This is a genomic window from Actinoplanes sp. G11-F43 (assembly GCF_050589265.1).
Lineage (GTDB): Bacteria > Actinomycetota > Actinomycetes > Mycobacteriales > Micromonosporaceae > Actinoplanes.
In genome coordinates, this window is record NZ_JBNZCE010000005.1 from 227,049 (window position 1) to 249,132 (window position 22,084).

Genomic DNA, 22,084 nt, shown 5'->3' on the forward strand with positions numbered 1-22,084 from the left:
CGAGGATGTCCCAGCCGGGTATCACCCGTATCGGTGTGGCCGTCGACATCCCCGAACCGTGGGGCTCGGCGCTCACCCGCCGTCGTGCCGAGGCCGGTGATCCGCAGGCCGCCTACACGCCGGCGCACGTCACCCTGCTCGGCCCGACCGAGGTGGCGGCCGACGCGCTGCCGGCCATCGAGAAACACCTCGAGGCGGTCGCGGCGGCCCAGCAGCCGTTCACCATCCACCTGCGCGGGACCGGCACGTTCCGGCCGGTCACCGAGGTGGTGTTCGTGACCCTGGCGCAGGGGATCAGCGAGTGCGAGCTGCTGGCCGAGGCGATCACCCGGTCCGAGGACGTGCACCGGGACACCCGTTTCCCGTACCACCCGCACGTGACGGTGGCGCAGGACGTGCCGGCCGCCGCGCTGGACGCGGTCTTCGACGATCTGGCCGGCTTCTCGGCCCGGTTCGAGGTCTCCTCCTTCACCCTGTTCTCCCACGGCGGTGAAGGACCCTGGAGGCCACGCCGGGACTTCCCACTGGGGAGCTGACGTGTCCGGTACGGTCGGCCGGTGAATCCGATCGACCGGGCACTGGTCGCGATCGAGGCCAAGATCATGGCGGTCCGGTACCGATCGCCGTACTTCGATCACTTCTGCCGGGCCATCCTGCGCTACGAGGACGTCCAGGGTGGCCGGTTGGCGGCCGCGATCGCGTACTACGGCTTCTTCGCGGTCTTCGCGCTGCTGCTGATCGGCTACTCGGTCTTCGGCTGGCTGCTGACCAACAACGTCGAACTGCTCGACCTGGTCCGCGATTTCCTGCGGCACAACCTGCCGTTCCTGGACGTGCGCGCGATCATGGAGAGCAAGGGCAGTGTCGGCCTGGTCGGCCTGATCGGACTGACGTTCACCGGGATCGGCTGGGTGGAGGCGATCCGCTCCTCGCAGCGGCTCATCTGGGGGGTTCGCGAGCAGCCCGGATACATCGGCGTCCGGCAGGCCGTCGACCTGATGGTGCTGATCGGACTGCTGCTCCTGCTGGCCCTCTCCCAGCTCGCCGTCTACGGCCTGGAACGGCTGCTGCACTGGCTGGCCGGCGGCGGCTTCGCGGTCGCGCTGTCGGTGGTCAGCTGGATCCTCACCTTCGGCGTCAACCTGGTGCTGGCCACCGCCCTGCTGGCCGCGGTGCCCCGGCTGCGGATGACCGCCCGCCGGATGGCGCCGCCGGTGCTCCAGGTCGGCGTCGGCCTGCTGCTGCTCAACACGGTCGGCAAGTCGTTCGTCGGCCTGGTCGAGCGCAATCCGGCGTACGGCCTGGTCGGTTCCGCCGTCGGCGCGCTGGTCTACCTGTACGTCTTCAACCAGCTCCTGCTCTTCGGGGCGGCCTGGGCGGCGACCAGCCCGCACGGCCGGGTGGTCGACCTGTCCGCCGACGACAAGACCGCCCCGGTCGGCCAGAACACCTGGATCCGGCACTCCGGCCAGGAGTGAGAAGAGGTCTTCCGGCCGGCGCCCGGCCTGTGATGATGAGCCGGTGGGCACTCTCGTGACGCTGCATCTGCCACCGGGATCGCCGCTGGCCCGGGAGCCGTGGGTGATCACCTTCGGGGGACTGGACGATCCGGAGGACTGGGAGCCGGTGGTGTGCGGGCCGTACGAGCGGGACCACGCGCTCGCCCTGGCCCGCGCGATGGTGGCCGACGACGACCTGATGGCGGTGGTCGAGCCGATGCTGCCGCTGGACGGGGTGGCGGCGATCCGCCGGGCGGTCGAGGCGGCCCGCGCGCCGGCCGGCGACGACATCGGGACGGGCGTGCCGGGGGAGTATCCGGGTGTCCCGCCGGAGCCGGCCGAGGTGCGGGCCGGCTGGCGGCGGATAGCCGGGCGGCTGACCGCCTGAGCGCGCTGGGATACTGGGCATGTGATGATCGACAAGAGGTGGGCGGCGTTCCTGATCGGGGTCGGCGCCTGGACCTGGCTGATCTGGCCGCGGTTCGGGGTCGCGATCTGGAACGACGAGCGGTCGTTCGCCGCCGGGACACCGACCGGGTTCCTGTGGATCCACGCGCTGTTGATCGTGTCGTCACTGGCGATCGGGACCACCGTCGGAGTCCTCGGGGTAACGGCCTGGCGTCGGTCCCGGCGGGCGGAAGATTAACTCCCTGTTTCCCGCGGTGGGCGCAATTCGCCTCTGAACCAGCCGAAAGCGGCGCGCCACGCGCGGCGTGATTGCGGTGGTATAACGGTGCGCCAACAGTCCGTACCGATGTCCTGACGGGTTACTGAGCCGGGGATACGCTCCCGACCGTAGATTCACCCCGAGTTACTCCTAACCTCGGTGTGCAGCGGAAGGAGGGCGTCTTGCGCCCAGTACGTGGGAAGCGGATCGTGGCGATTCTCGCGGCAGGTGGGCTGACGCTCGCTGCCGCCGCCTGTGGTGAGGCCCCCGAGGAGGCCACCTCGTCCGGGGCCAGCACGGCGGCCGCGGCCGCTTACAAGGCTTGCATGGTGACCGACCTCGGCGGCATCGACGACAAGTCGTTCAACGCCTCCGCCTGGGCCGGCCTGCAGGCCGCGCAGAAGGAGGTCGGCAACGTCGACCCGAAGTACGTGGCGTCCTCCTCCGAGGCCGACTACGAGCCGGGTCTGCGCAGCTACGTCTCGCAGAGCTGCAACTTCATCCTCGCGGTCGGTGGCCTGATGGGTGAGGTGACCACCAAGGTCGCCAAGGAGAGCGCGAGCTCCCAGTTCGCGATCGTGGACAGCAACAGCGGCAACTCCAACGTCTACCCGATGCAGTTCGCGACCCACCAGGCCGCGTTCCTCGCCGGGTACCTGGCCGCCGGTTACAGCAAGTCCGGCAAGGTCGGCACCTACGGCGGTCTGAAGATCGCCCCGGTGACCATCTTCATGGACGGCTTCGCCGACGGTGTCGCGCACTACAACGAGGTCAAGGGCAAGAAGGTCGAGGTCCTCGGCTGGAACAAGGCCTCGCAGAACGGCACCTTCGCCGAGAGCTTCATCGACCAGAACAAGGGCAAGTCGGTCACCGACACCCTGGTCTCGCAGGGCGCCGACGTGATCATGCCGGTCGCCGGTGGCACCGGCCTCGGCACCGCCCAGGTCGCCAAGGACTCGGCCGGCAAGGTCTCGGTCATCTGGGTCGACCAGGACGGCTGCACCTCCGCCGCGCAGTACTGCGACGTGTTCCTGAGCACCGTGGTCAAGAACATCGAGGGCGCCGTCAAGGAGGCCGTCGTCAAGGGTGCCAAGGGCGAGGCCCTGTCGGCCGCCCCGGGCTACATCGGCGACCTGTCGAACGAGGGTGTCTCGCTGGGCGAGTACCACAGCTTCGACAGCAAGGTCGACCCGGCTCTGAAGACCGAGCTGGAGACCCTCAAGGCCGACGTGATCTCCGGCAAGGTCAAGGTCGAGTCGGCCTCCGCGCCTAAGTGACCCTCGGGTAGGTAACATCTGGCCGCCGCCCGGCCACGGGTTCTACGATCCGTGGCCGAGCGGCGGCTCGCATTACACCGTCCACCAGGCTCAGTCACCGACCGTCGGGAGATTCCGCTGAAACTGGAACTGCGCGGCATCACCAAGCGCTTCGGCAGCCTGGTGGCCAACGACCACATCGACATCACGGTCGAGCCGGGCGAGGTCCACGCCCTGCTCGGCGAGAACGGCGCCGGCAAGTCGACGCTGATGAACCAGCTGTACGGCCTGATGCAGCCGGACGAGGGCCAGATCGTCGTCAACGGCGAACCGGTCGTCTTCAAGAGCCCCCGGGACGCCATCACGGCCGGCATCGGGATGGTCCACCAGCACTTCATGCTGGTGCCCGTCTTCACCGTGGCGGAGAACATCGCGCTCGGCGCCGAGGAGACCCGCGGCGGACCGCTCGGCTGGCTGGACCGCCGCCGGTCCCGCCGGGACGTGATCGACACCTCGAAGAAGTACGGCCTGCCGGTCGACCCGGACGCCCTGGTCGAGGACCTGCCGGTCGGCGCCCAGCAGCGCGTGGAGATCGTCAAGGCGCTGACCCGCGAGGTCGACCTGCTGATCCTGGACGAGCCGACCGCGGTCCTGACCCCTCAGGAGACCGAGGAACTGCTCGCCGTCATGCGGTCGCTGACCGAGATGGGCAAGTCGATCGTCTTCATCACCCACAAGCTCAAAGAGGTCAAGGCGATCGCCGACCGGATCACCGTGGTCCGCCGCGGCCGGATCGTCGGCACCGCCAGCCCGGAGACCAGCGAGGACGAGCTGGCCGCCCTGATGGTCGGCCGGGCGGTCAACCTGCAGGTGCAGAAGGCCCCGATCGAGCCGGGCGCCACCATCCTGAAGATCGACGGCCTGGTCGTCGACGACGACCGCGGCGTGCGCGCGGTCGACGGCGTCGACCTGGAGATCCGGGCCGGCGAGGTGCTCGGCATCGCGGGTGTCCAGGGCAACGGCCAGACCGAGCTGGTCGAGGCCGTGATGGGCCTGCGCGAGGTGCGGGCCGGCGCGGTCCGGCTGGACGGCGCCGACCTGGTCGGGCAGACCACCAAGAAGGTGCTCGGCGCCGGGGTCGGCTACGTTCCCGAGGACCGCAGCCACGACGGCGTGGTCAAGGAGTTCTCGGTCGCCGAGAACCTGATCCTGGACATGTACGACCGCGCCCCGTTCGGCAACGCGTTCCGGATCGACGGCACCAAGGTCGGCGGCAACGCCACCGAGCGGATCGAGCAGTTCGACATCCGGTGCCAGTCCGCGGACACCCCGGTCGGCACGCTCTCCGGCGGTAACCAGCAGAAGGTCGTGGTGGCCCGGGAGATGTCCCGCCCGCTGCGCCTGTTCATCGCGTCGCAGCCCACCCGCGGGGTGGACGTCGGCTCGATCGAGTTCATCTACAACCGGATCATTCACGAGCGGGATCAGGGCACCGCGGTGCTGGTGGTCTCCAGCGAGCTGGACGAGGTGGTCGGCCTCGCGGACCGGATCGCGGTGATGTACCGCGGCCGCATCCTGGCCATCGTCTCGCCGGACACACCCCGCGAGGAGATCGGTCTGCTGATGGCCGGCATCACCGGCTCGACGGCCGAGGGGGAGAAGTGACCACAGGAACCACCACCGAGGCGCCGAAGAAGCCGGAGCCGGCCGGTGACGACTCGTTCATGAACGTATTCGTCCGCAACCTCTGGTCGGCGAACAACGTCCTGCTCACGGCACTGTCGATCCTGCTGGCCGTGGTGATCGGCGCGGTGCTGATCGTCGTCTCGGACGCCGACGTGCTGGCGAAGTTCGGCTACTTCACCGCCCGGCCCAGCGACGCGCTCGGCGCCAGCTGGGACCTGGTCAGTCTGGCCTACGCCGACCTGCTGATGGGCGCGTTCGGCGATCCGGCCGTGTTCCAGGCCTGGTTCGCCGGGACGGCCACCTGGCAGCAGGCGTTCGCGCCGCTGTCGGAGACCCTGACGTACGCCGCTCCGCTGGTCTTCACCGGTCTCTCGGTGGCGCTGGCGTTCCGCGGTGGCCTGTTCAACATCGGCGCTCAGGGCCAGGCGGTGCTCGGCTGTATGGCGGCCGGCGTCGCGGGCTTCTCGTTCGGCCTGCCGGTCGTACTCAACCTGGCGGTCGCGCTGGTGGCCGGCGTGCTCGGCGGCGCGCTGTGGGGCTTTCTCCCCGGCCTGCTGAAGGCCCGGACCGGCGCGCACGAGGTGATCACCACGATCATGCTCAACTACACCGCCGGCCTGTTCCTGTCCTGGCTGGTCATCCAGCAGGGCATCCAGGCGCCCGGCCGGACCGACGCGATCAGCAAGACGGTCGCCGAGTCGGCGCAGCTCCCGTCGCCCGGTGGGGTCCTGCGGGTGCACCTCGGCATCATCCTCGCGGTGATCGTCACGGCCGGGGTGGCCTGGCTGCTGAAGCGGTCCGCGTTCGGCTTCGAGATCCGCGCGGTGGGCGCCAACCCGCACGCGGCGAAGACCGCCGGGATCAGCGTGGCCCGGACGTACGTGCTGCTGATGGCCGTCGCCGGTGGCCTGGCCGGCCTCGGTGGCGCGACCCAGGTGCTCGGCACCGCGCACTCGCTGACCCCGGCGGTGGCCGGCAACATCGGCTTCGACGGCCTGCTGGTCGCGCTGCTGGGCCGCAACCGGCCGTGGAGCACGTTCTTCGCCGCGCTGCTGTTCGGCGCGCTGCGGGCCGGCGGCAACCGGATCCAGTCCTTCGCGGGCATCTCGCTGGAGCTGGTCACCGTGCTCCAGGCGCTCATCGTCATCTTCATCGCCGCCCCCGCACTGGTGAAGGCGATCTTCCGTCTGCGTGCCGCCCGGTCCACCGGTCTCGGCGCCTCTCCGGCGAAGGGCTGAGGACATGTCTACCGCGACTGTGGAGGACCTGACCGAGGTCGCCGCGCCGGAGCCGTTCTGGTCCCGGTCACGCCGGCTCGGCGCGGTCCTGATCCTGCTCGGTGTGCTGGCCGCCGCGGTGTTCGGCTCGCTGGCACCGAGTGAGGACGCCCGCTTCACCCTGAGTGAAAACGCCGAGGGTGCCGCGCTCTCCGTCAACGGCCGGTTCGGGGCGATCCTGTTCGGGGTGCTCACCATGCTGGCCGGTGCCGCGCTGTTCGGCGCACTGCTCAAGCGCCGGTCCAACCTGTGGCTGGTGCTCGGCATCCTGACCTTCGTCTTCTCGTTCCTGTGCTGGCAGGTGGCCGGCGAGTTCATGCCGCTGGTGGACACCACCGAGGGCACCCTCCAGCTGGCGCTGCCGTTGATCCTGGGCGCGCTGGCCGGTGTGCTGGGTGAGCGGTCCGGCGTGGTGAACGTGGCGATCGAGGGCCAGTTCCTGATGGGCGCCTTCGCCGGCGCCCTGGTCGGCACGATGGCTACCAGCGTCTGGGCCGGCCTGATCAGCGCGGCCGTCGGCGGGGTGCTGATCGCCGGGATCCTGGCCGTGCTCTCGATCCGCTACCTGGTCGACCAGACGGTGGTCGGCATGGTGCTGAACCTGTTCGCGCTCGGCATCACCGGCTTCCTCTACGAGCGGCTGATGCAGCCCGACTCGCAGACCTACAACCAGCCGCCGCAGCTGCCCGAGTGGCGGATCCCGGCGCTCGCCGACATCCCGGTGGTCGGTCCGGTGCTGTTCGAGGCGAACCTGCTGGTCTGGCTGGCGATCGGCCTGGTGCTGGCGATCCACTTCGGGCTCACCCGGACCCGGTGGGGCCTGCGGACCCGCGCGGTCGGCGAGCACCCGACCGCGGCCGACACGGTGGGTATCCGGGTGCGCGGTCTGCGGTACCTGAACGTGCTGCTCGGCGGGGTGGTGGCCGGTATCGGCGGCGCCTACTTCACGCTGGTGGCGACCGGCAGCTTCACCAAGAACATGACCGCCGGCGCCGGCTTCATCGCGCTGGCCGCGCTGATCTTCGGCCGGTTCACCCCGTTCGGGGCGTTCGGGGCGGCGCTGTTCTTCGGGTTCGCGCAGAAGCTGGCGTATTACCTCAGCGCCATCGACAGCCCGATCCCCAGCCAGTTCCTGAACATGCTGCCGTACCTGGCGACGCTGGTCGCGGTGGCCGGTCTGGTGGGCCGGGTGCGTGGCCCGGCGGCCTCCGGGCAGCCGTACATCAAATCCTGATCGGCGTGGTCAGTTCGGGTGCGCTCCGCACCTGAACTGACCACACTGCAAGAATCGGCGTCATGGAGATCGACTGGGCGGCCTTGCGGGCTGCCGCCATCGAGACGATGCGGCGGGCGTACACGCCGATATCCGACTTCCCGGTCGGGGTGGCCGGGCTGGTCGACGACGGCCGGATGATCGTCGGCTGCAACGTGGAGAACGCGTCCATCGGGATGACCCTGTGCGCCGAGTGCGGCCTGGTCAGCTCACTGCACGCGACCGGCGGCGGCCGGCTGGTGGCGATCTCCTGCGTGGACGCCACCGGGGCCCCGCTGATGCCGTGCGGCCGCTGCCGTCAGCTGCTCTGGGAGCACGGCGGCCCGGAACTGCTGGTCGAGGCGGTGCCCCGGCCGTTGCGGATGACCGAGTTGCTGCCGTACGCGTTCGGCTACGAGGACATGGAACGGGTCACCGGCCCGGTGGGCGCCGCCGACGTGCCGCCCGAGCTGGCCAAGTGGCGGGGCCGCGGCACGGTCTTCGTGCACCCCGACCTGTCCGGCGGCGAGACGATCTGGACCGGCTACTGGGAGCGTTCGTCGGGTGAGCCCGGAGCGGCCGAGGAGAAGGGCATCCTGGAGGAGGGCCCGAACCTGCCGACGACGGCCGCCGCGGTGGCCTGGGGACTGGTCCGGACGCCACGGATCGTGGTGGTGGACGCCGAGGGCAATCTGTCCTGGGCGGGCGAGGGTGAGGCCCCGGAGGGCATCCCGAACCGTTGGGAAGAAGGAAAATAGTGAGTGCTTTCGCCGCTGTGGACGTGATCCGTGCCAAGCGGGACGGCCATGTCCTGTCCGACGCCCAGATCGACTGGGTGGTCGACGCGTACACCAGGGGCGCGGTCGCCGACGAGCAGATGTCGGCCCTGGCCATGGCGATCCTGCTGCGCGGCATGACGCCCGCCGAGATCGCCCGGTGGACCGCCGCGATGATCGCCAGCGGCGAGCGGCTGGACCTCTCCTCCGTGTCCCGGCCGACCGCCGACAAGCACTCCACCGGCGGTGTCGGCGACAAGATCACCCTGCCGTTGACCCCGCTGGTCGCCGCGTGCGGGGTGGCCGTGCCGCAGCTGTCCGGCCGCGGGCTGGGCCACACCGGCGGCACCCTGGACAAGCTGGAGTCGATTGCCGGCTGGCAGGCCCGGATCTCCAACGAGCAGTTCAAGAGCCAGTTGCAGGACATCGGCGCGGTGATCTGCGCGGCCGGCGAGGGCCTGGCCCCGGCCGACCGCAAGCTGTACGCGCTGCGCGACGTCACCGGCACGGTCGAGGCGATCCCGCTGATCGCCAGCTCGATCATGAGCAAGAAGATCGCCGAGGGCACCGGCGCGCTGGTCCTCGACGTGAAGGTCGGCACCGGCGCCTTCATGAAGGACCTGGCCACCGCGCGCGAGCTGGCCCGCACCATGGTCCAGCTGGGCAAGGACAGCGGGGTCACCACGGTCGCCCTGCTGACCGACATGAGCACCCCGCTCGGCCTGGCGATCGGCAACGCCAACGAGGTGGCCGAGTCGGTGGAGGTCCTCGCCGGCGGTGGACCGTCCGATGTGGTGGAACTCACCCTGGCGCTGGCCCGGGAGATGCTGGCCGCCGCCGGAGTGCACGCCGACCCGGAGAAGGTGCTGGCCAACGGGCAGGCGATGGACACCTGGCGGGCGATGATCCGGGCCCAGGGCGGCGACCCGGACGCGGCACTGCCCACCGCCGCGCACACCGAACAGCTGCGGGCCACCGAGGACGGGGTGGTGACCGCGATCGACGCGTACGGCATCGGCATCGCCGCCTGGCGTCTCGGCGCCGGCCGCGCCCGCAAGGAGGACCCGGTCAGCTTCGGCGCCGGAGTGCAGCTCAAAGTCCGCCCGGGTGACCGGGTCAAGGCCGGTGACGTGCTGCTGGAACTGCGCGCCGACGACGAGTCCCGGATCCCGGCGGCCCGCACCGACGCGGCCGGGGCGATCGCCCTCGGAGCGGAGGCGACCGCCCCTGTTCCGCTTCTGCTCGACCGCATAGCCTGAACCGCCATGACGAAGGCCGCCCCCGACCCCCGCGCGGTCCGCGAAGCGAGCCTCGACGAACTGGCCCGGCTCGGCCTGCCCCTGCCCCCACTGGCGTTCCCGCTGGTCTGGGAGCAGGGTGACACGGTCGAGCTGCGCCCGGTCGCCGAGCTCGAAGCCCGGGCCGCGGTGCTGCACGTCGTCGTCGCCCGGTGCTTCGGCATGCCCACCGAGGCGGCGATGAGCTGGCTGCTCGGCTCCCACCTGGTCGAACTGGTCACCCCGCCGGAGTGGCAGTTCGTGATCGGCGCGAAGGGCGACCACCGTTCCTTCGTGCTGCACCACGACGCGGTGTTCGCGCTGGCCTGGCTGCTCGGCCTGAGCCGGCACCTGGACCCGGCGGTCCCACCGGACGAACGGATGATGGCCCAGATGCCGGACCTGCCGGGGGGCGAGAGCTTCACCCGGTGGCGGTCCCGGTCACTGGTCGCGGCCCGGGATCCGGCCGAGGCCGCGGTGCTGCTCGATCTCTACTACTGCCTGGACTGGGCCTACCAGGAGGCGGAGCAGAGCGGACGGCCGCTGCCGGGCGAGGTCGACAGCAACGCCATCGGGCAGCGCCGGTGGGCACTGGAGTGGGCGGTGATCTTCTCCGGGCCGTATCACGATCCGCCTCCGGAGTGGGAAGAAGTCGATCTCTCCGTCTAGGCGGCCGGTGGTCCATCGTGGACTGATCTTGGTGGTACGGGTACCCGTACCACCGCAATCGGGTCTCAGAGCGGCCGGTAGGCCGTCACGTCCACCGCCACGGTGACCGTCACGTCCCCGGTGGGCAGCCCGTCCACCGGCACGTGCCGGGCGCTCGGCGTCATCCCGATCAGGGTGCGCGCCTCGGCCGCGGTCAGCCTCAGCTCCCGCCGGTGCCGGTCCGCCGACACCGGGGCGAACCGCTCGCCCAGGCTCTCGCTGACCCGGGCCGCCTTGTCCGGGTCGACCTGCAGCAGCCCGTGCGCGGTGATCAGCTCGGCCAGGTGCCCGGCGGCCGGGGTGACCACCAGCAGCAACCCGTCCGGGCGCAGCACCCGGTGGAACTCGGGACCGTTGCGGGGCGCGAAGACGTCCAGGATCACCGAGACGGCCGCGTCCGCGACCGGCAGCGGGCGCCACAGATCGGTCAGCACGGCGGCGGCCCGCGGATGGGCCCGGGCAGCCCGGCGCAGCGCCGGTTTGGAGACGTCGAGTCCGAGACCGATCGCCTCCGGAGAACCGTCCAGGAAATGCGCCAGGTAGTCGCCGGTGCCGGTGCCGGCGTCCAGCACCAGGCCGTCGGTGCGATGCCCGGCCAGCGCCGCGGCGATGAATCCGTAGTGCCCGGCACCGAGGAAGGCGGCCCGGTCGGCGACCATCTCGGCACTGTCCCCGGTGTGCGGCAGCCGCCCGGCGCTGAGGTCGGCGTAACCCTGTCGGGCCATGTCGAAGCTGTGCCCGGCCGGGCAGCGCAGTGTCCGCTCCCGCCGGGTCAGCGTGTCGCGGCACACCGGGCACCGCAGAAACGGAATTGCACCGTCGATCATCGAGTGCCTGCCTCTAGGCTCTTCTGATGGTTGGTATCGCACACTCCGACATCATCAGGGCGCCGAAGGTCCTCCTCCATGATCACCTGGACGGTGGCCTGCGGCCGGGCACCATCGTCGAGCTGGCCGCGGCGGTCGGCCACGAGCTGCCGTCCCAGGATCCGGAACGGCTGGGCGAGTGGTTCGTCGCGGCCGCCGACTCCGGATCGCTGGAACGGTACCTGGAGACCTTCGCCCACACCGTCGCGGTCATGCAGACCGTGGAGGGCCTGCACCGGGTCGCCAAGGAGTGCGCGCTCGACCTGGCCGCCGACGGGGTGGTCTACGCCGAGGTCCGGTACGCCCCGGAGCAGCACCTGGAGCGCGGGCTCACCCTGGACCAGGTGGTCGAGGCGGTGCACGAGGGCTTCCGGGAGGGCAGCGCCGAGGCCGCGGCGAACGGCACGCCGATCCGGGTCGGCACCCTGCTGACCGCGATGCGGCACGCCGCCCGCTCCCAGGAGATCGCCGAGCTGGCGGTCCGGTTCCGGGACAGCGGGGTGGTCGGTTTCGACATCGCCGGCGCCGAGGCGGGCTTCCCGCCCACCCGGCACCTGGACGCGTTCGAGTACCTGCAGCGGGAGAACTTCCACTTCACCATCCACGCCGGCGAGGCGTTCGGCCTGCCGTCGATCTGGCAGGCGATCCAATGGTGCGGTGCGGACCGGCTGGGCCACGGGGTGCGGCTGGTCGACGACATCACGGTCACCGTTGACACCCCGAGCGCCCCGACCGAGACCGGTGGCACCCTCTCCGCACCGCCGGTGCTGGGCCGGCTGGCGGCGTACGTCCGGGACAAGCGGATCCCGCTGGAACTCTGCCCGTCGTCGAACGTGCAGACCGGCGCCGCGCCGTCGATCGCCGAGCACCCGATCAAGCTGCTGCACGATCTCCGGTTCCGGGTCACGGTCAACACCGACAACCGGCTGATGAGCGGTACGTCGATGTCGCGGGAGATGACCCTGCTGACCGAATCGTTCGGCTGGGGGTGGGCCGAGTTGCAGTGGCTGACCATCAACGCGATGAAATCCGCCTTCATCCCGTACGACGAACGTCTCGTTTTGATCAATGAAGTGATCAAGCCGGCGTACGCCAAACTGCTGACCTGAAATCCTTCATGTCCGTTTATATGCTGATCTGAACGAACGTACGTCAAAAGAAATCGACCGTCAGACTTGGGTACCCCGCCGTTCGGCTAGACTGCCGCCTGCAAAGTCGGCATACTCTGGCGTCGCGCCTTGCTGATCGCGGGGAACCGAGTCATCGTCACTTCTATCGCGATCGACTACGATCGGGACCCGGTCGGCCTGCTTCCACCCCCCAATGCTGCGCCGACCTACGAAGTGACCTTGAGATATGTGCAGCTCCACAGGTAGTGATTCCGAGACCGGCGATGTCCAACTACGAGGTTGCAACATCGCGTCACACAACCGGTCCGTGTCCGCCTGCTCTTTCTCTTTGACACTTGTCGTGATGGAATCTCGGGGGCCCGACGTCGGCGAGTCGGCCGTGTGCGGTGTCCGGCGAGCCGAAAGCCGGGCCCGAATCAGGAGGACGGTGACGTGAGCAAGCGCCCCAGTAGCGCGAACGGCGTCATGTCTGGTCTGCGCCGACCCATGAGTCGGCTGCGAGACCTACCGATCTGGTCCAAGCTTGGACTGATCATGTTGGTGCCGACAGTGGCAACCATCACCGTCGGTGTCAGTGGTCTTGTGGCCCAGATCGACGAAGCCGGCAACGCGGAGCGCGCACGCACGCTCTCGGTGCTGTCCGAGGCCTCCGGTGGTCTGGTCGACCACTTGCAGGCCGAGCGCACCTTCGGCGTCATCATCTCCGATACGCCCGAGAACAGTTCGGCTTTCAAGCCGGCCGTCGACCGGTACAACAGCGAGCACGGCGCGGTCGACGACGCCAAGGCCCCCTACGTGCAGCAGAAGGCGGCACTCGAGGACGTCCCGGACAACGTGGGGCAGCTGCTCCTGCGCCTGGACCGCAACCTCGAGGACCTGCCCACCTTCCGCAGCCGGGTGGCCAACGGCGGCGAGGACCGGTCCAACGTCCTCACCACCTACAACCAGCTGATCGAGGACCTTCTCCAGGTCCGCGAGATCTCCGCCCAGCTGGCCAACGACCAGGGCCTGAGCGACCGGCTCCGGGTCGTGGCCGCGGTGGCCCGCGCCAAGAACTACGTCGCCGAGCAGCGCTTCATCGGCCAGGACGTGGTGGCCGCGAAGGAGCTGACCAACGCGCTCCGCAAGGACTTCCTGGAGACCCAGACCGGGTACCAGCTGGCCGAGGAGAGCATCAACGCGGTCGGCAACAACGCCGAGCGGGACTACTTCAGCACCACCGTCGCCGGCCCGAAGAAGCAGGCCGCGGAAAACTGGATCACCCCGTTGATGTCCCTCCAGGGCAACAACAACTCGGCGATCCCGTTCACGTCGGCCGCCTGGGAAGAGGCCCTGGCCGGCTACAACGAGCTGTTCCGGGCGGTCGAGGTCGAGTTCGACAAGAAGATCGTGGCCCAGGCCACCGACCTGCGGGACAACACCAACCAGGACGTCCTCCTGCGGACCAGCCTGCTGCTCGGCATGCTCCTGCTGGCCATCCTGTTCGCCTGGCTGGTCGCCCGCTCGATGGCCCGCTCGCTGCGTGAGCTGCGACAGGGCGCCCTCGCGGTCGCCCAGTTCGGCCTGCCGCACGCGGTGAGCCGGCTGCGTGACCCGGCGCTCTCCGCGTCGCTCACCCCGGCCCAGGTCGCCGACCAGATCGCCGAGCCACTGCCGGTCCGCAGCCGCGACGAGTTCGGGCAGGTGACCGAGGCATTCAACGCGGTCCACCTGGAAGCGGTGCGTACCGCCGCCGAACAGGCCGCACTGCGAGCCTCCGTCGCGACGATGTTCGTCAACCTGGCCCGTCGTTCGCAGATCCTGGTCGACCGGCTCATCGGTCACCTGGACCGCCTGGAGCGCGGCGAGGAGGACCCGGACCGTCTGGCCGAGCTCTTCCAGCTCGACCACCTGGCCACCCGAATGCGCCGTAACGACGAGAACCTCCTGGTTCTCGCGGGCGCCGACTCGACCCGTGTGCAGCGCGAGCCGGCCGCCCTGATCGACGTGCTCCGTGCCGCGCAGTCCGAGGTCGAGCACTACACCCGCATCGAGTTCGGCATGATCGACCGGGACATCGAGGTTGCGGCGCACGCCGTGAACGACATGGTCCACCTGGTCGCCGAGCTCTTCGACAACGCGACGGCCTTCTCCCCGCCGAACTCCAACGTCCTGGTCGAGGCCCGGCGCGTCGGCGAGAACGCCGTGCTCACCGTCGAGGACCACGGCATCGGCATCAGCCGGGAGCAGCTCCGCGACCTCAACGAGCGCCTCGCCAACCCGCCCACGGTGGACGTCGCCGTCTCCCGCATGATGGGCCTGGTCGTGGTCGCCCGGCTGGCGAACCGGCACGGTGTCCGGGTCGAGCTCCGGCCGGCGGACCGCGAACGCGGCACCGTCGCCGAGGTGGGCCTGCCCATCTCCGTGCTGGCCTCGGCGGGCGCCGCCCAGGTCCCCGGCGGCGGGATGCCCGGCCTGCCCCCCGCTCGCGACGCCTTCGACGGTGGTCCCGGCTCCGGCCTGCCCGGTTTCGGCGAGCCGCTGGCTCTGGAGAGCGGCGGTTACGGCAACGGGTCGAACGGTCACCACGGCTCGAACGGCTCCAACGGTTCGGTCCCGGCCTGGTCCGACCTCACCGGTGCGGCACCGTCCGGCTTCGGTGGCTTCAACGCGGGCAACAACGGCAGTAACGGCTTCGGTGGCGCGTCCAACGGCTTCGGTGGCGGTTCCGGCAACGGCTTCGGTGGCGGCGCGCCCAACGGTTTCCACGGGCCGCGCAGCAACGAGGTCATCCCGCCGCTGCCGTCCGGCCCGCAGGGCTTCGCCGGCCTGGACGATCTGGCCCAGCGCCGCAACGGTGGCGACTTCCGGCCGGACGGCGACGGCAACGGGTTCGGCGCGACCATCCCGCGTCAGCTCCCGGCCAACCCGAACTCGTTCACGCCGCCGGTCTCGGCACCCCCGGTTCCGCCGATCTCGGCACCGCCGGCCCCGCCGGTGTCGGCCGCCCCGTTCTCGGCGCCTCCCGCCGAGCCGGTGTCGGCCCAGCCGATCTCGCCGGCCGACCGGAACCCGTTCGCCTCGGCGCCGCCGGCCTGGCCGCCGGTCGCCGCGGACCGCGAGCCGGTCACCCCGCACGTGCCGGAGAACCTGGCCGCCGCGCTGGACATGACCGCCGAGATCCCGCGGTTCCGCCCGGAGAACTTCGAGGCGCAGCCGCAGGTGACCCCGCCGGTCAACCCGCAGACCATCCCGGTGATGCCGCACTCGGCGCCCCCGGCGGACGCGCCGGATCCGGCGGAGGCCCAGGCCGCCGCCGCGGCGCAGATGGCGTCGGCGCGCGAGAGCGCGGTTCCGTTCGCGGACGAGACGATGGAGCTGCCGATCTTCCGGGAGCTCGAGTCGGCGTGGTTCACCACGACCGGTGAGGCGCCTCGCCCCAAGGTCTCCGGTGTGGGCGACGAATCGGTCGTCTCGCAGCGGATTCCGACCGGTGAGCCGACCCGGGGCGCGGGTGTGCCCCAGCAGGCGGCGTCCCCGGAGGTCCGGGACCTCGATGCGGCTAGTGTTGGTGCGCCGGCGGCCGCCGCCGCGTCCTACGGCAACGGGTCCGCTCCCGCGGCGAACCCGTGGCGGACCGCGGCGGACGACGGATGGCAGGCGGCTCGCCTGGCGGCCGAGGCTCCGGTCGAGACCACCACCACGGCGGGTCTGCCGAAGCGCAAGCCGATGGCACAGCTCGTCCCCGGCGGTGTGGACAGGGTCGGATCCTCTGTCCAGCGCCGCACACCTGAAGGAGTTCGCGGTCTTCTGTCCGCTTACCACCGTGGTGTGGCGCGCGGTCGCACCAAGGAACAATCGACCAACCTGGAGGACACTCCGGGAGGGCAGCAGCCCTCGCAGGCTGGCAAGGAGCATGAGGCATGACATCTACGCAGGATCTGGGTTGGCTTCTGGCCAACTTCGCCGACCGCGTTCCCGGGGTCGCGCACGCGATCGCGGTCTCCGCCGACGGGCTGCTCCTGGCGTCGTCGCGAGACCTCCCGCGTGACCGCGCCGACCAGTTGGCGGCCATCGCGTCCGGCCTGGTAAGCCTGACGCAGGGTGCCGCACGTTGCTTCGAAGGTGGCGCCGTTCTTCAGACGGTCGTCGAGATGGACAATGGTTTCCTGTTCCTGATGTCCATCTCCGACGGCTCGTCGTTCGCGGTGCTCGCCGCGCGGAGCTGCGACGTCGGTCAGGTCGGCTACGAGATGGCCCTCCTGGTCGACCGGGTCGGCGAAGCCTTGACCCCCGCGCCGCGTTCCGCGGCCGGGGTACTGGGCTGAACCGGTAGTGGGCCGGCAGCATCCAGGGGTTTGTCAGGGGTTTTGCGACCCCGGTAGGCTCAGCCGGCTACTGGTAGAAACTTTGACAACCAATACACTTCGAGGGGCCGAGGGAGGGGTTGACGGTGACGATGCCTGAACGCGATGAGCCGACCGGCGCGCTGGTCAGGCCGTATGCCGTGACCCGCGGTCGGACCCGGCCGAAGCTTGAGATAGCGCTTGAAGCGCTGGTCGAGACAACCCAGCGCGGGCGTTCCGGAATGGGCCGCGGGCAGGGTGGAAGCGAGCATCAGTACATCGCGGCGATGTGCGACGGCGGCCGTGTTCAGTCGCTCGCCGAGATCGCCGCACGCATGCAACTGCCGCTCGGTGTGGCACGTGTGATCGTTGCGGACATGGCCACTGACGGTCTGGTCGCTGTGTACGAGCCCACCTCGCTCGAAGACGAGACCGACGCGGTAGGCACGGAACTGCTGGAAAGGGTGCTGAGTGGACTTCGCAGGCTCTGACATGTCGCACCGTCCCGCTGCGGGACGCGTGACATCGGCGAAGATTGTCATCGCCGGTGGCTTCGGCGTCGGTAAGACGACGCTGGTGGGGTCGGTCTCGGAGATCACCCCACTGACCACCGAGGCGATCATGACCTCGGCCGGTGTGGGTGTCGACGACAACCGGCAGGTGCCGGGCAAGATGACGACCACCGTCGCCATGGACTTCGGCCGTATCAGCATCGACCGGGACCTGATCCTGTACCTCTTCGGTACGCCGGGTCAGACACGTTTCTGGTTCATGTGGGACGAGCTGGTCCGGGGTGCGATCGGTGCGGTCGTGATGGTGGATACGCGTCGGCTCGCCGACTGCTTCGCCGCCATCGACTTCTTCGAGCACCGGCGGCTGCCGTACCTGGTGGCCATAAACTGCTTCGACGGGATGCAGTACCACAACGCACAGGACGTGCGGGACGCTCTGGCGATCTCGTCCGACGTGCCCGTGGTGAGCTGCGACGCTCGTAACCGCGAGTCGACGAAGAACGTCCTCATCTCGCTCGTCGAGTATGTGCTGACGATGCGTCGGACCCGCGCTACGGCTCCGGCCTGACGCGGACTTCGCGAACCAGGGGTCAGGGCGCACCCACCTGACCTGAAGCCCCGCTCCGTGATGGATCAGTCCACCGACTGGATTTATTCCATCGTCCGGAGCGGGGCTTTCGCGCGCTTTCCGGCCATTCGTCATCGTATACGAGCGGTCACCCATTGTCATGGCGGGATCTCAATAAACGGATCAAGCCGGTGAGATCGTCGACACGGTTCTCCGGGACGTACGCGTCCGGGTCGTCCCGCCACCGCCCGGCCCCCGGATAGCCGGCGTTCGTCACCAGCACCGGCCGCATGCCGGCCCGGCGGGCGCCGTCGTGTTCCCGGCTGCCGCCGTCGCCGACGAACCAGCACTCGCCCGGCGGCACCCCCAGGCGGCCGGCGACCGTCTCGTACAGCAGCGGATCCGGTTTGCGGCGGCCCTTCCGCCAGGAGAAGACCGGAACGTCGATCCGGGCCGCGAACGGCGTCTCCGCCCACGCCTCGCACACCTCACTGGCGCAGTCGCTGAGAAGCCCCAGACGGAACCCGCTGTCGCGGAGGTGACCCAGTACCGCGAGAGCCTCCGGACGGGGCGTGCGGAGCCGCTCAGCGCCCGCGTGATGGATGCGGACGGCCCGGTCCAGCCGGCTCTCACCCGGATCGGTCCCGCAGTGGCGGGCCATCGCGCGCAGGGTCTCCCGGGTGCTGCCGTACGCCCCCACGACCCGTTGCGGGAAACTGCCCCGCATCGCCTCCCCGAACCGCCCGGGATCGACACCCAGCACCGCCGCGGTGGCGGCGAAGGCGGCCATCCGTCCCGCCTCCGCCGACGGGTCGGTGAGGGTGCCGAAGAAGTCGAAGACCACCGCCCGGCCGGAAAACGCCGAAGGCCACGACCAGCCGGGTCGTGGCCCTCGACGACGTGCGATGTCAGCGCCCGCCGGAACCGGCGCTGTTGCGGAACTCGTCGGCCGGCTGGCCGTCCCGGCTGAAGTCCCAGCCGCCGGCCGCCTCCCGGCCCGGACGGCCGCCCATGGCGAACCCGCCGATCTCCTGCCCGCGCCGCCAGCCACGGAAGTAGCCGGTGGTGTGCGCGGCGATCGAGGCGGCGTCCCGGACTATCCGGACCGGGCGCTCCTCGGCCCGCGACGAACCGGGCACCAGGTTGGCCTGGGGCACACGTTTCGGCAGGCCGGCGTTGGTCTCCGCGGCGACGGCCGGGGTGGCCGCCTTCTGCGCGGCACGCCAGGCGTCGTCGTTCGGGTTCGACCAGCTGACGTCCGGGGAGTCCGGGGTGCCACCGGTGAACCACGCCGACCGGGCGGCCGCGAAGATCAGCAGGTCGCCGTCGCTGCTGTCGGCAGGGACCGGCGGGGCACTGCTCCGGTCCAGCGCGGTGATCCGGGGAGCGCGCTCCTCCTCCCGGCGGGCCGGCGCCGGGGCGCCGCCACCGAGCTGGTCGAGACCGGGCAGCCGGGCCCGGCCGCCGTTTTTGCGGGCCTGGTCGACCAGACGCAGCGCGGGCTCCTTGCCGATGTCGAGCGGCGACGGCTCCTGCGGCATGTCCTGCCACGGCGGCTTGACCCGGCCACCGGGCGGCGAACTGACCGAGGAGGCGGCCGGCGCCTGCCGGGAGGGCAGGCCCGATGACCGGGACGGCAGCTCGGACGACCGCGAGGGCAGCTCGGACGACCGGGACGGCAGGTCCGGGGTGGACTTGGCGCGCGACGGCAGCTCGGAGCGCGGAGCCAGGGGCGGCGCCGCCGGGCGGGCCGGGGTGTCCGGCCGTGCCGACTCGTCCTTCTCGCTGTTGAGCAGCGGCCAGTTGGCCCGGGAACCGGGCTCGGGAGCCTCCGGAGCGGCCGGCCGGCTGGTCTGCATCGGCAGGCTGAAGTCGGTGGCGCCGTTGGCGGCCGCGGCCGGCCGGGTGGTGCCGGTCGCCGGGCGGGGCGGGATGACCGTCCGCTGGCGTTCGGCGCGGGCCCGGTTCAGCTCGGCGTTGGTCAGCGTGGGCCGGAACGGCTCGCCGGCGTCGGCCGGGCTGCTGCCACCGGGGACCGGCGGCACCGACGACGGGGTCGCCGGGTTGCGGGTGGCCGGGACCGGACGCGAGCCGGGCGTGATCGGAGTCATGCCGGGCGGGGGCGGCGGCACCGAGACCGGCCGGTTCAGCGGACCGGTCGCCCGGCCGGGCAGGCCGTTCGACGCGGCGGGCGCGACCGGCGGGGCCATCAACGGGTCCGGCGCGGTCGGCGGTGCGGTCATCGGCTGCGGCACGGCCGGGCCGCTGCCGGTGGAGACCGGCTCGGGACGGCCGCGCCGGCCGAACCGGGAGCTGTGGTCGGTGGCCACCGGCTGGAGCGCCGGCGCGTCGGTGCCCCGGCGCGCGCTGCGCCGGCCCACGTTCGGCCCGGTGGCGCCGGGCGGGGTGGCCCGGGCGGCCAGCGTGCCGACCAGGGCGGAGCAGGCCGCGTCGCAGGAGCGGACCGCGGCGATCGCCTGGCGGACCGCCTCGGCGGCAGCCGGGGAGAGCGACTTGTTGACGCCACCCCGGCGAGGTGACTCGCTCACCGCGACCTGAAGGGCGGTGATCGCGCCGGCCAGCTCGTTCTCGCTGCCCGACCCGGCCCGGGCCAGCTCGGCGGCGATCTCCCGGGCCGGTTGTGCGGGCCCGGCCAGCCGGCCGGGCTCGGGCAGCGCGTCGAGCACGGCCAGGGCCGTGGGGTGCGCCGGGTCGGGGTAGGCCCGAAGCGCCGCCGGGTACAGCTCGCGGAGCACCTCGCGCAGGGCGAGGGACGCCGCGTTCCGCCCGACCAGCATGGCCACGTGCGCGGCCAGGACCGGCTTGTAGCTGACCAGCTCGCGCGGCGCCGGCAGGGTCACCGCGGCGATCGCGCCGGCCTGCAGCGCCCGGGCCAGGCCGACGGCCCGCCGGGCGGCCGCCGGCGCGGACATCTCCTCGGGGGAGTCGTCGTCGGAGAACCGCTCCGCGTAGTCGTCGGCCGCGTCGTCGTCCACCACCACCAGCGGCCGGCCGGCCGCGGTGAGCAGGGACGTGACGACGTGATCGTCGCTGTCGGCGGCGACCGCCGCGTCGCTGAAGCCCGTCGTCCGTTCCACGAGCAGCGTGCCCAACTGGGCGTACCCGGTCGGGTCGTCGCTGATCTCGTGGACGCCGAGCAGCCGGCCCGCGTCGTCCACCACGGCGATGGTCAGTGGGGCGGCCGAAGCCGAACGCACCGATTCATCAGCCGACGCCAGACCGCAGTACACGCGCACGAGCGCCACGGCGTCGTCCTCCTCCCCGGGAGTGCTTCGTTTCAGCCAAGGATAGATATTCCCCGGTAATCGGTCAGTCACGCCAGTCCACGGCCGCCGAGATCTTGCCGATCACCGAACGCCAGCCGAGGCTCGCCTGCTGAGCACCGATCTTCTTGAGCTTGCGGCGGCCGAAGAACCCGCCCATCCCGCCCTTCTCAGCGGAGCGGAGCGACTCGTCGAGGTCGTCGAGCGGCGAACCGGGCGACAGTGCCAGGATCACCGGCTTGATGCGGAGTGCGTAACCCAGGTCACGGGCCACCTCGCCGGCGTTGATGAGCAGCGGCAGATCCCACGTGTCATGACCGCCGCGCAGGTTTTCCACCACGAGGTCGAGCTCGTAGCGGTCCTCCGGCTGGGGGTCGATGTCGCTCGACTGTACCCGCTCCGCCAGGTCACCCCAGGTGTCCAATTGTGCGAGATCGTGCGGAGCACCCGAACGAAGGAAGGAGACGAGCGATTCGGCGCTCTTGAAAGCAAGCAGTCGGCCCTTGTGACTGAGGAACATGGGTACTTCCTCGTCATCCGCCTGGGCGGCGGGCTCATCCTCGAAGTCGGCCGGATCGGGCTCCTCGGCGGATCCCTTCTCCTTGCCCTCCTCGGTCTCGCCCTCGGTGAGGAGCGCCTGATACTCCTCGTCGACGATGACCTCTTCCTCCTCCTCGGCACGCTTGCGGCGCGCCTCGAAGGGGTCGTCCTCGTCGACCTCGATCTCGGTCGGCGTGAGCTCGGAAGCCTTCCGGTACGCCCGGAGCGTCAGGCCGACCCCGCCGGGCAGAGCGATCTCCACCGGCTCGACACGGGCTTTCTCCCAAAGCTCCCGCCCGGAAGACCCCTCGGACGAGGACTTCTCAGCCACCGGCGCGGACGCCTCGGGCTCGTCGGACTGGCTGGTCACGGTGACCTCCGGGTGATCTGGGGGTGGTGGGACGGGTGACTCTGGGCACACACCCTAGTCGGCAACGCTGTGTGACAGCCGTCCCGGTGGG

20 protein-coding genes are annotated in these 22,084 nt (G+C 70.8%); 16 read left to right on the top strand and 4 right to left on the bottom strand.

Annotated elements, in window-relative coordinates:
- Positions 1-5 precede the first annotated feature (5 nt).
- The 11 genes from ACQ0O7_RS06205 (at position 6) to ACQ0O7_RS06255 (ending at position 10,359) form a co-directional block, all read left to right on the top strand.
- Positions 6-536 carry a 2'-5' RNA ligase family protein gene (locus tag ACQ0O7_RS06205; RefSeq protein ID WP_430780780.1) on the top strand — a complete coding sequence of 177 codons (531 nt, stop codon included), beginning with the start codon at positions 6-8 and terminating at the stop codon, positions 534-536.
- A gap of 21 nt (positions 537-557) precedes the next feature.
- Positions 558-1,478, top strand: a complete 921-nt coding sequence (locus ACQ0O7_RS06210; RefSeq protein ID WP_430780781.1) for a YihY/virulence factor BrkB family protein — start codon at positions 558-560, stop codon at positions 1,476-1,478.
- 43 nt (positions 1,479-1,521) lie between these two features.
- Positions 1,522-1,887: a hypothetical protein gene (locus ACQ0O7_RS06215; protein ID WP_430780782.1), complete on the top strand. Its 366-nt coding sequence runs from the start codon at positions 1,522-1,524 to the stop codon at positions 1,885-1,887.
- Between the two features lie 24 nt (positions 1,888-1,911).
- Positions 1,912-2,145 (top strand): SCO4848 family membrane protein, encoded by a 234-nt coding sequence (locus tag ACQ0O7_RS06220; RefSeq protein WP_430780783.1) that lies wholly within the window; start codon positions 1,912-1,914, stop codon positions 2,143-2,145.
- Between the two features lie 203 nt (positions 2,146-2,348).
- The gene (locus ACQ0O7_RS06225; protein WP_430780784.1) at positions 2,349-3,443 is read left to right on the top strand and encodes a BMP family lipoprotein; all 1,095 of its coding nucleotides are present in this window, start codon (positions 2,349-2,351) and stop codon (positions 3,441-3,443) included.
- A 51-nt stretch (positions 3,444-3,494) separates the two neighbouring features.
- Positions 3,495-5,087: an ABC transporter ATP-binding protein gene (locus tag ACQ0O7_RS06230; RefSeq protein WP_430780785.1), complete on the top strand. Its 1,593-nt coding sequence runs from the start codon at positions 3,495-3,497 to the stop codon at positions 5,085-5,087.
- Positions 5,088-5,146: 59 nt separating this feature from the next.
- Positions 5,147-6,346 carry an ABC transporter permease gene (locus tag ACQ0O7_RS06235; protein ID WP_430780992.1) on the top strand — a complete coding sequence of 400 codons (1,200 nt, stop codon included), beginning with the start codon at positions 5,147-5,149 and terminating at the stop codon, positions 6,344-6,346.
- A gap of 4 nt (positions 6,347-6,350) precedes the next feature.
- Complete coding sequence (locus ACQ0O7_RS06240) at positions 6,351-7,619, top strand: ABC transporter permease (protein WP_430780786.1); 1,269 nt, start codon at positions 6,351-6,353, stop codon at positions 7,617-7,619.
- Positions 7,620-7,681: 62 nt separating this feature from the next.
- Positions 7,682-8,395, top strand: a complete 714-nt coding sequence (locus ACQ0O7_RS06245) for a cytidine deaminase (RefSeq protein WP_430780787.1) — start codon at positions 7,682-7,684, stop codon at positions 8,393-8,395.
- A complete protein-coding gene (locus ACQ0O7_RS06250; protein ID WP_430780788.1) occupies positions 8,395-9,672 on the top strand; it encodes a thymidine phosphorylase in 1,278 nt (425 codons plus the stop codon). Before ACQ0O7_RS06245 ends, ACQ0O7_RS06250 begins: the two co-directional genes overlap by 1 nt.
- A gap of 6 nt (positions 9,673-9,678) precedes the next feature.
- Positions 9,679-10,359: a DUF4272 domain-containing protein gene (locus tag ACQ0O7_RS06255; RefSeq protein WP_430780789.1), complete on the top strand. Its 681-nt coding sequence runs from the start codon at positions 9,679-9,681 to the stop codon at positions 10,357-10,359.
- Between the two features lie 65 nt (positions 10,360-10,424).
- Here the strand turns inward: ACQ0O7_RS06255 and ACQ0O7_RS06260 are convergent, their stop codons facing one another.
- Entirely contained in the window at positions 10,425-11,225 is an 801-nt protein-coding gene (locus ACQ0O7_RS06260) for a putative RNA methyltransferase (RefSeq protein ID WP_430780790.1), read from the bottom strand.
- 26 nt (positions 11,226-11,251) lie between these two features.
- Between ACQ0O7_RS06260 and ACQ0O7_RS06265 the strand changes: the two genes are divergently transcribed.
- From ACQ0O7_RS06265 to ACQ0O7_RS06285, 5 genes are all read left to right on the top strand, one after another.
- A complete protein-coding gene (locus ACQ0O7_RS06265; protein WP_430780791.1) occupies positions 11,252-12,373 on the top strand; it encodes an adenosine deaminase in 1,122 nt (373 codons plus the stop codon).
- A 453-nt stretch (positions 12,374-12,826) separates the two neighbouring features.
- On the top strand, positions 12,827-16,300 hold the full coding sequence (locus ACQ0O7_RS06270) for a sensor histidine kinase (RefSeq protein ID WP_430780792.1): 3,474 nt from the start codon (positions 12,827-12,829) through the stop codon (positions 16,298-16,300).
- Positions 16,297-16,701 (top strand): roadblock/LC7 domain-containing protein, encoded by a 405-nt coding sequence (locus ACQ0O7_RS06275; RefSeq protein ID WP_067706828.1) that lies wholly within the window; start codon positions 16,297-16,299, stop codon positions 16,699-16,701. Before ACQ0O7_RS06270 ends, ACQ0O7_RS06275 begins: the two co-directional genes overlap by 4 nt.
- Before the next feature lie 131 nt (positions 16,702-16,832).
- Positions 16,833-17,210 carry a DUF742 domain-containing protein gene (locus ACQ0O7_RS06280; protein ID WP_430780993.1) on the top strand — a complete coding sequence of 126 codons (378 nt, stop codon included), beginning with the start codon at positions 16,833-16,835 and terminating at the stop codon, positions 17,208-17,210.
- A gap of 1 nt (position 17,211) precedes the next feature.
- Positions 17,212-17,799 carry a GTP-binding protein gene (locus ACQ0O7_RS06285; RefSeq protein ID WP_183222624.1) on the top strand — a complete coding sequence of 196 codons (588 nt, stop codon included), beginning with the start codon at positions 17,212-17,214 and terminating at the stop codon, positions 17,797-17,799.
- Positions 17,800-17,947: 148 nt separating this feature from the next.
- On the opposite strand, the gene ACQ0O7_RS06290 is transcribed toward ACQ0O7_RS06285, so the two are convergent.
- The 3 genes from ACQ0O7_RS06290 to ACQ0O7_RS06300 all read right to left on the bottom strand — a co-directional run bounded on the left by ACQ0O7_RS06290 (position 17,948) and on the right by ACQ0O7_RS06300 (position 21,993).
- Entirely contained in the window at positions 17,948-18,643 is a 696-nt protein-coding gene (locus ACQ0O7_RS06290; RefSeq protein ID WP_430780793.1) for an HAD family hydrolase, read from the bottom strand.
- Between the two features lie 64 nt (positions 18,644-18,707).
- A complete protein-coding gene (locus tag ACQ0O7_RS06295; protein ID WP_430780794.1) occupies positions 18,708-21,065 on the bottom strand; it encodes a transposase in 2,358 nt (785 codons plus the stop codon).
- Positions 21,066-21,129: 64 nt separating this feature from the next.
- Positions 21,130-21,993, bottom strand: a complete 864-nt coding sequence (locus tag ACQ0O7_RS06300; protein WP_430780795.1) for a DNA primase — start codon at positions 21,991-21,993, stop codon at positions 21,130-21,132.
- Between the last annotated feature and the right edge of the window lie 91 nt (positions 21,994-22,084).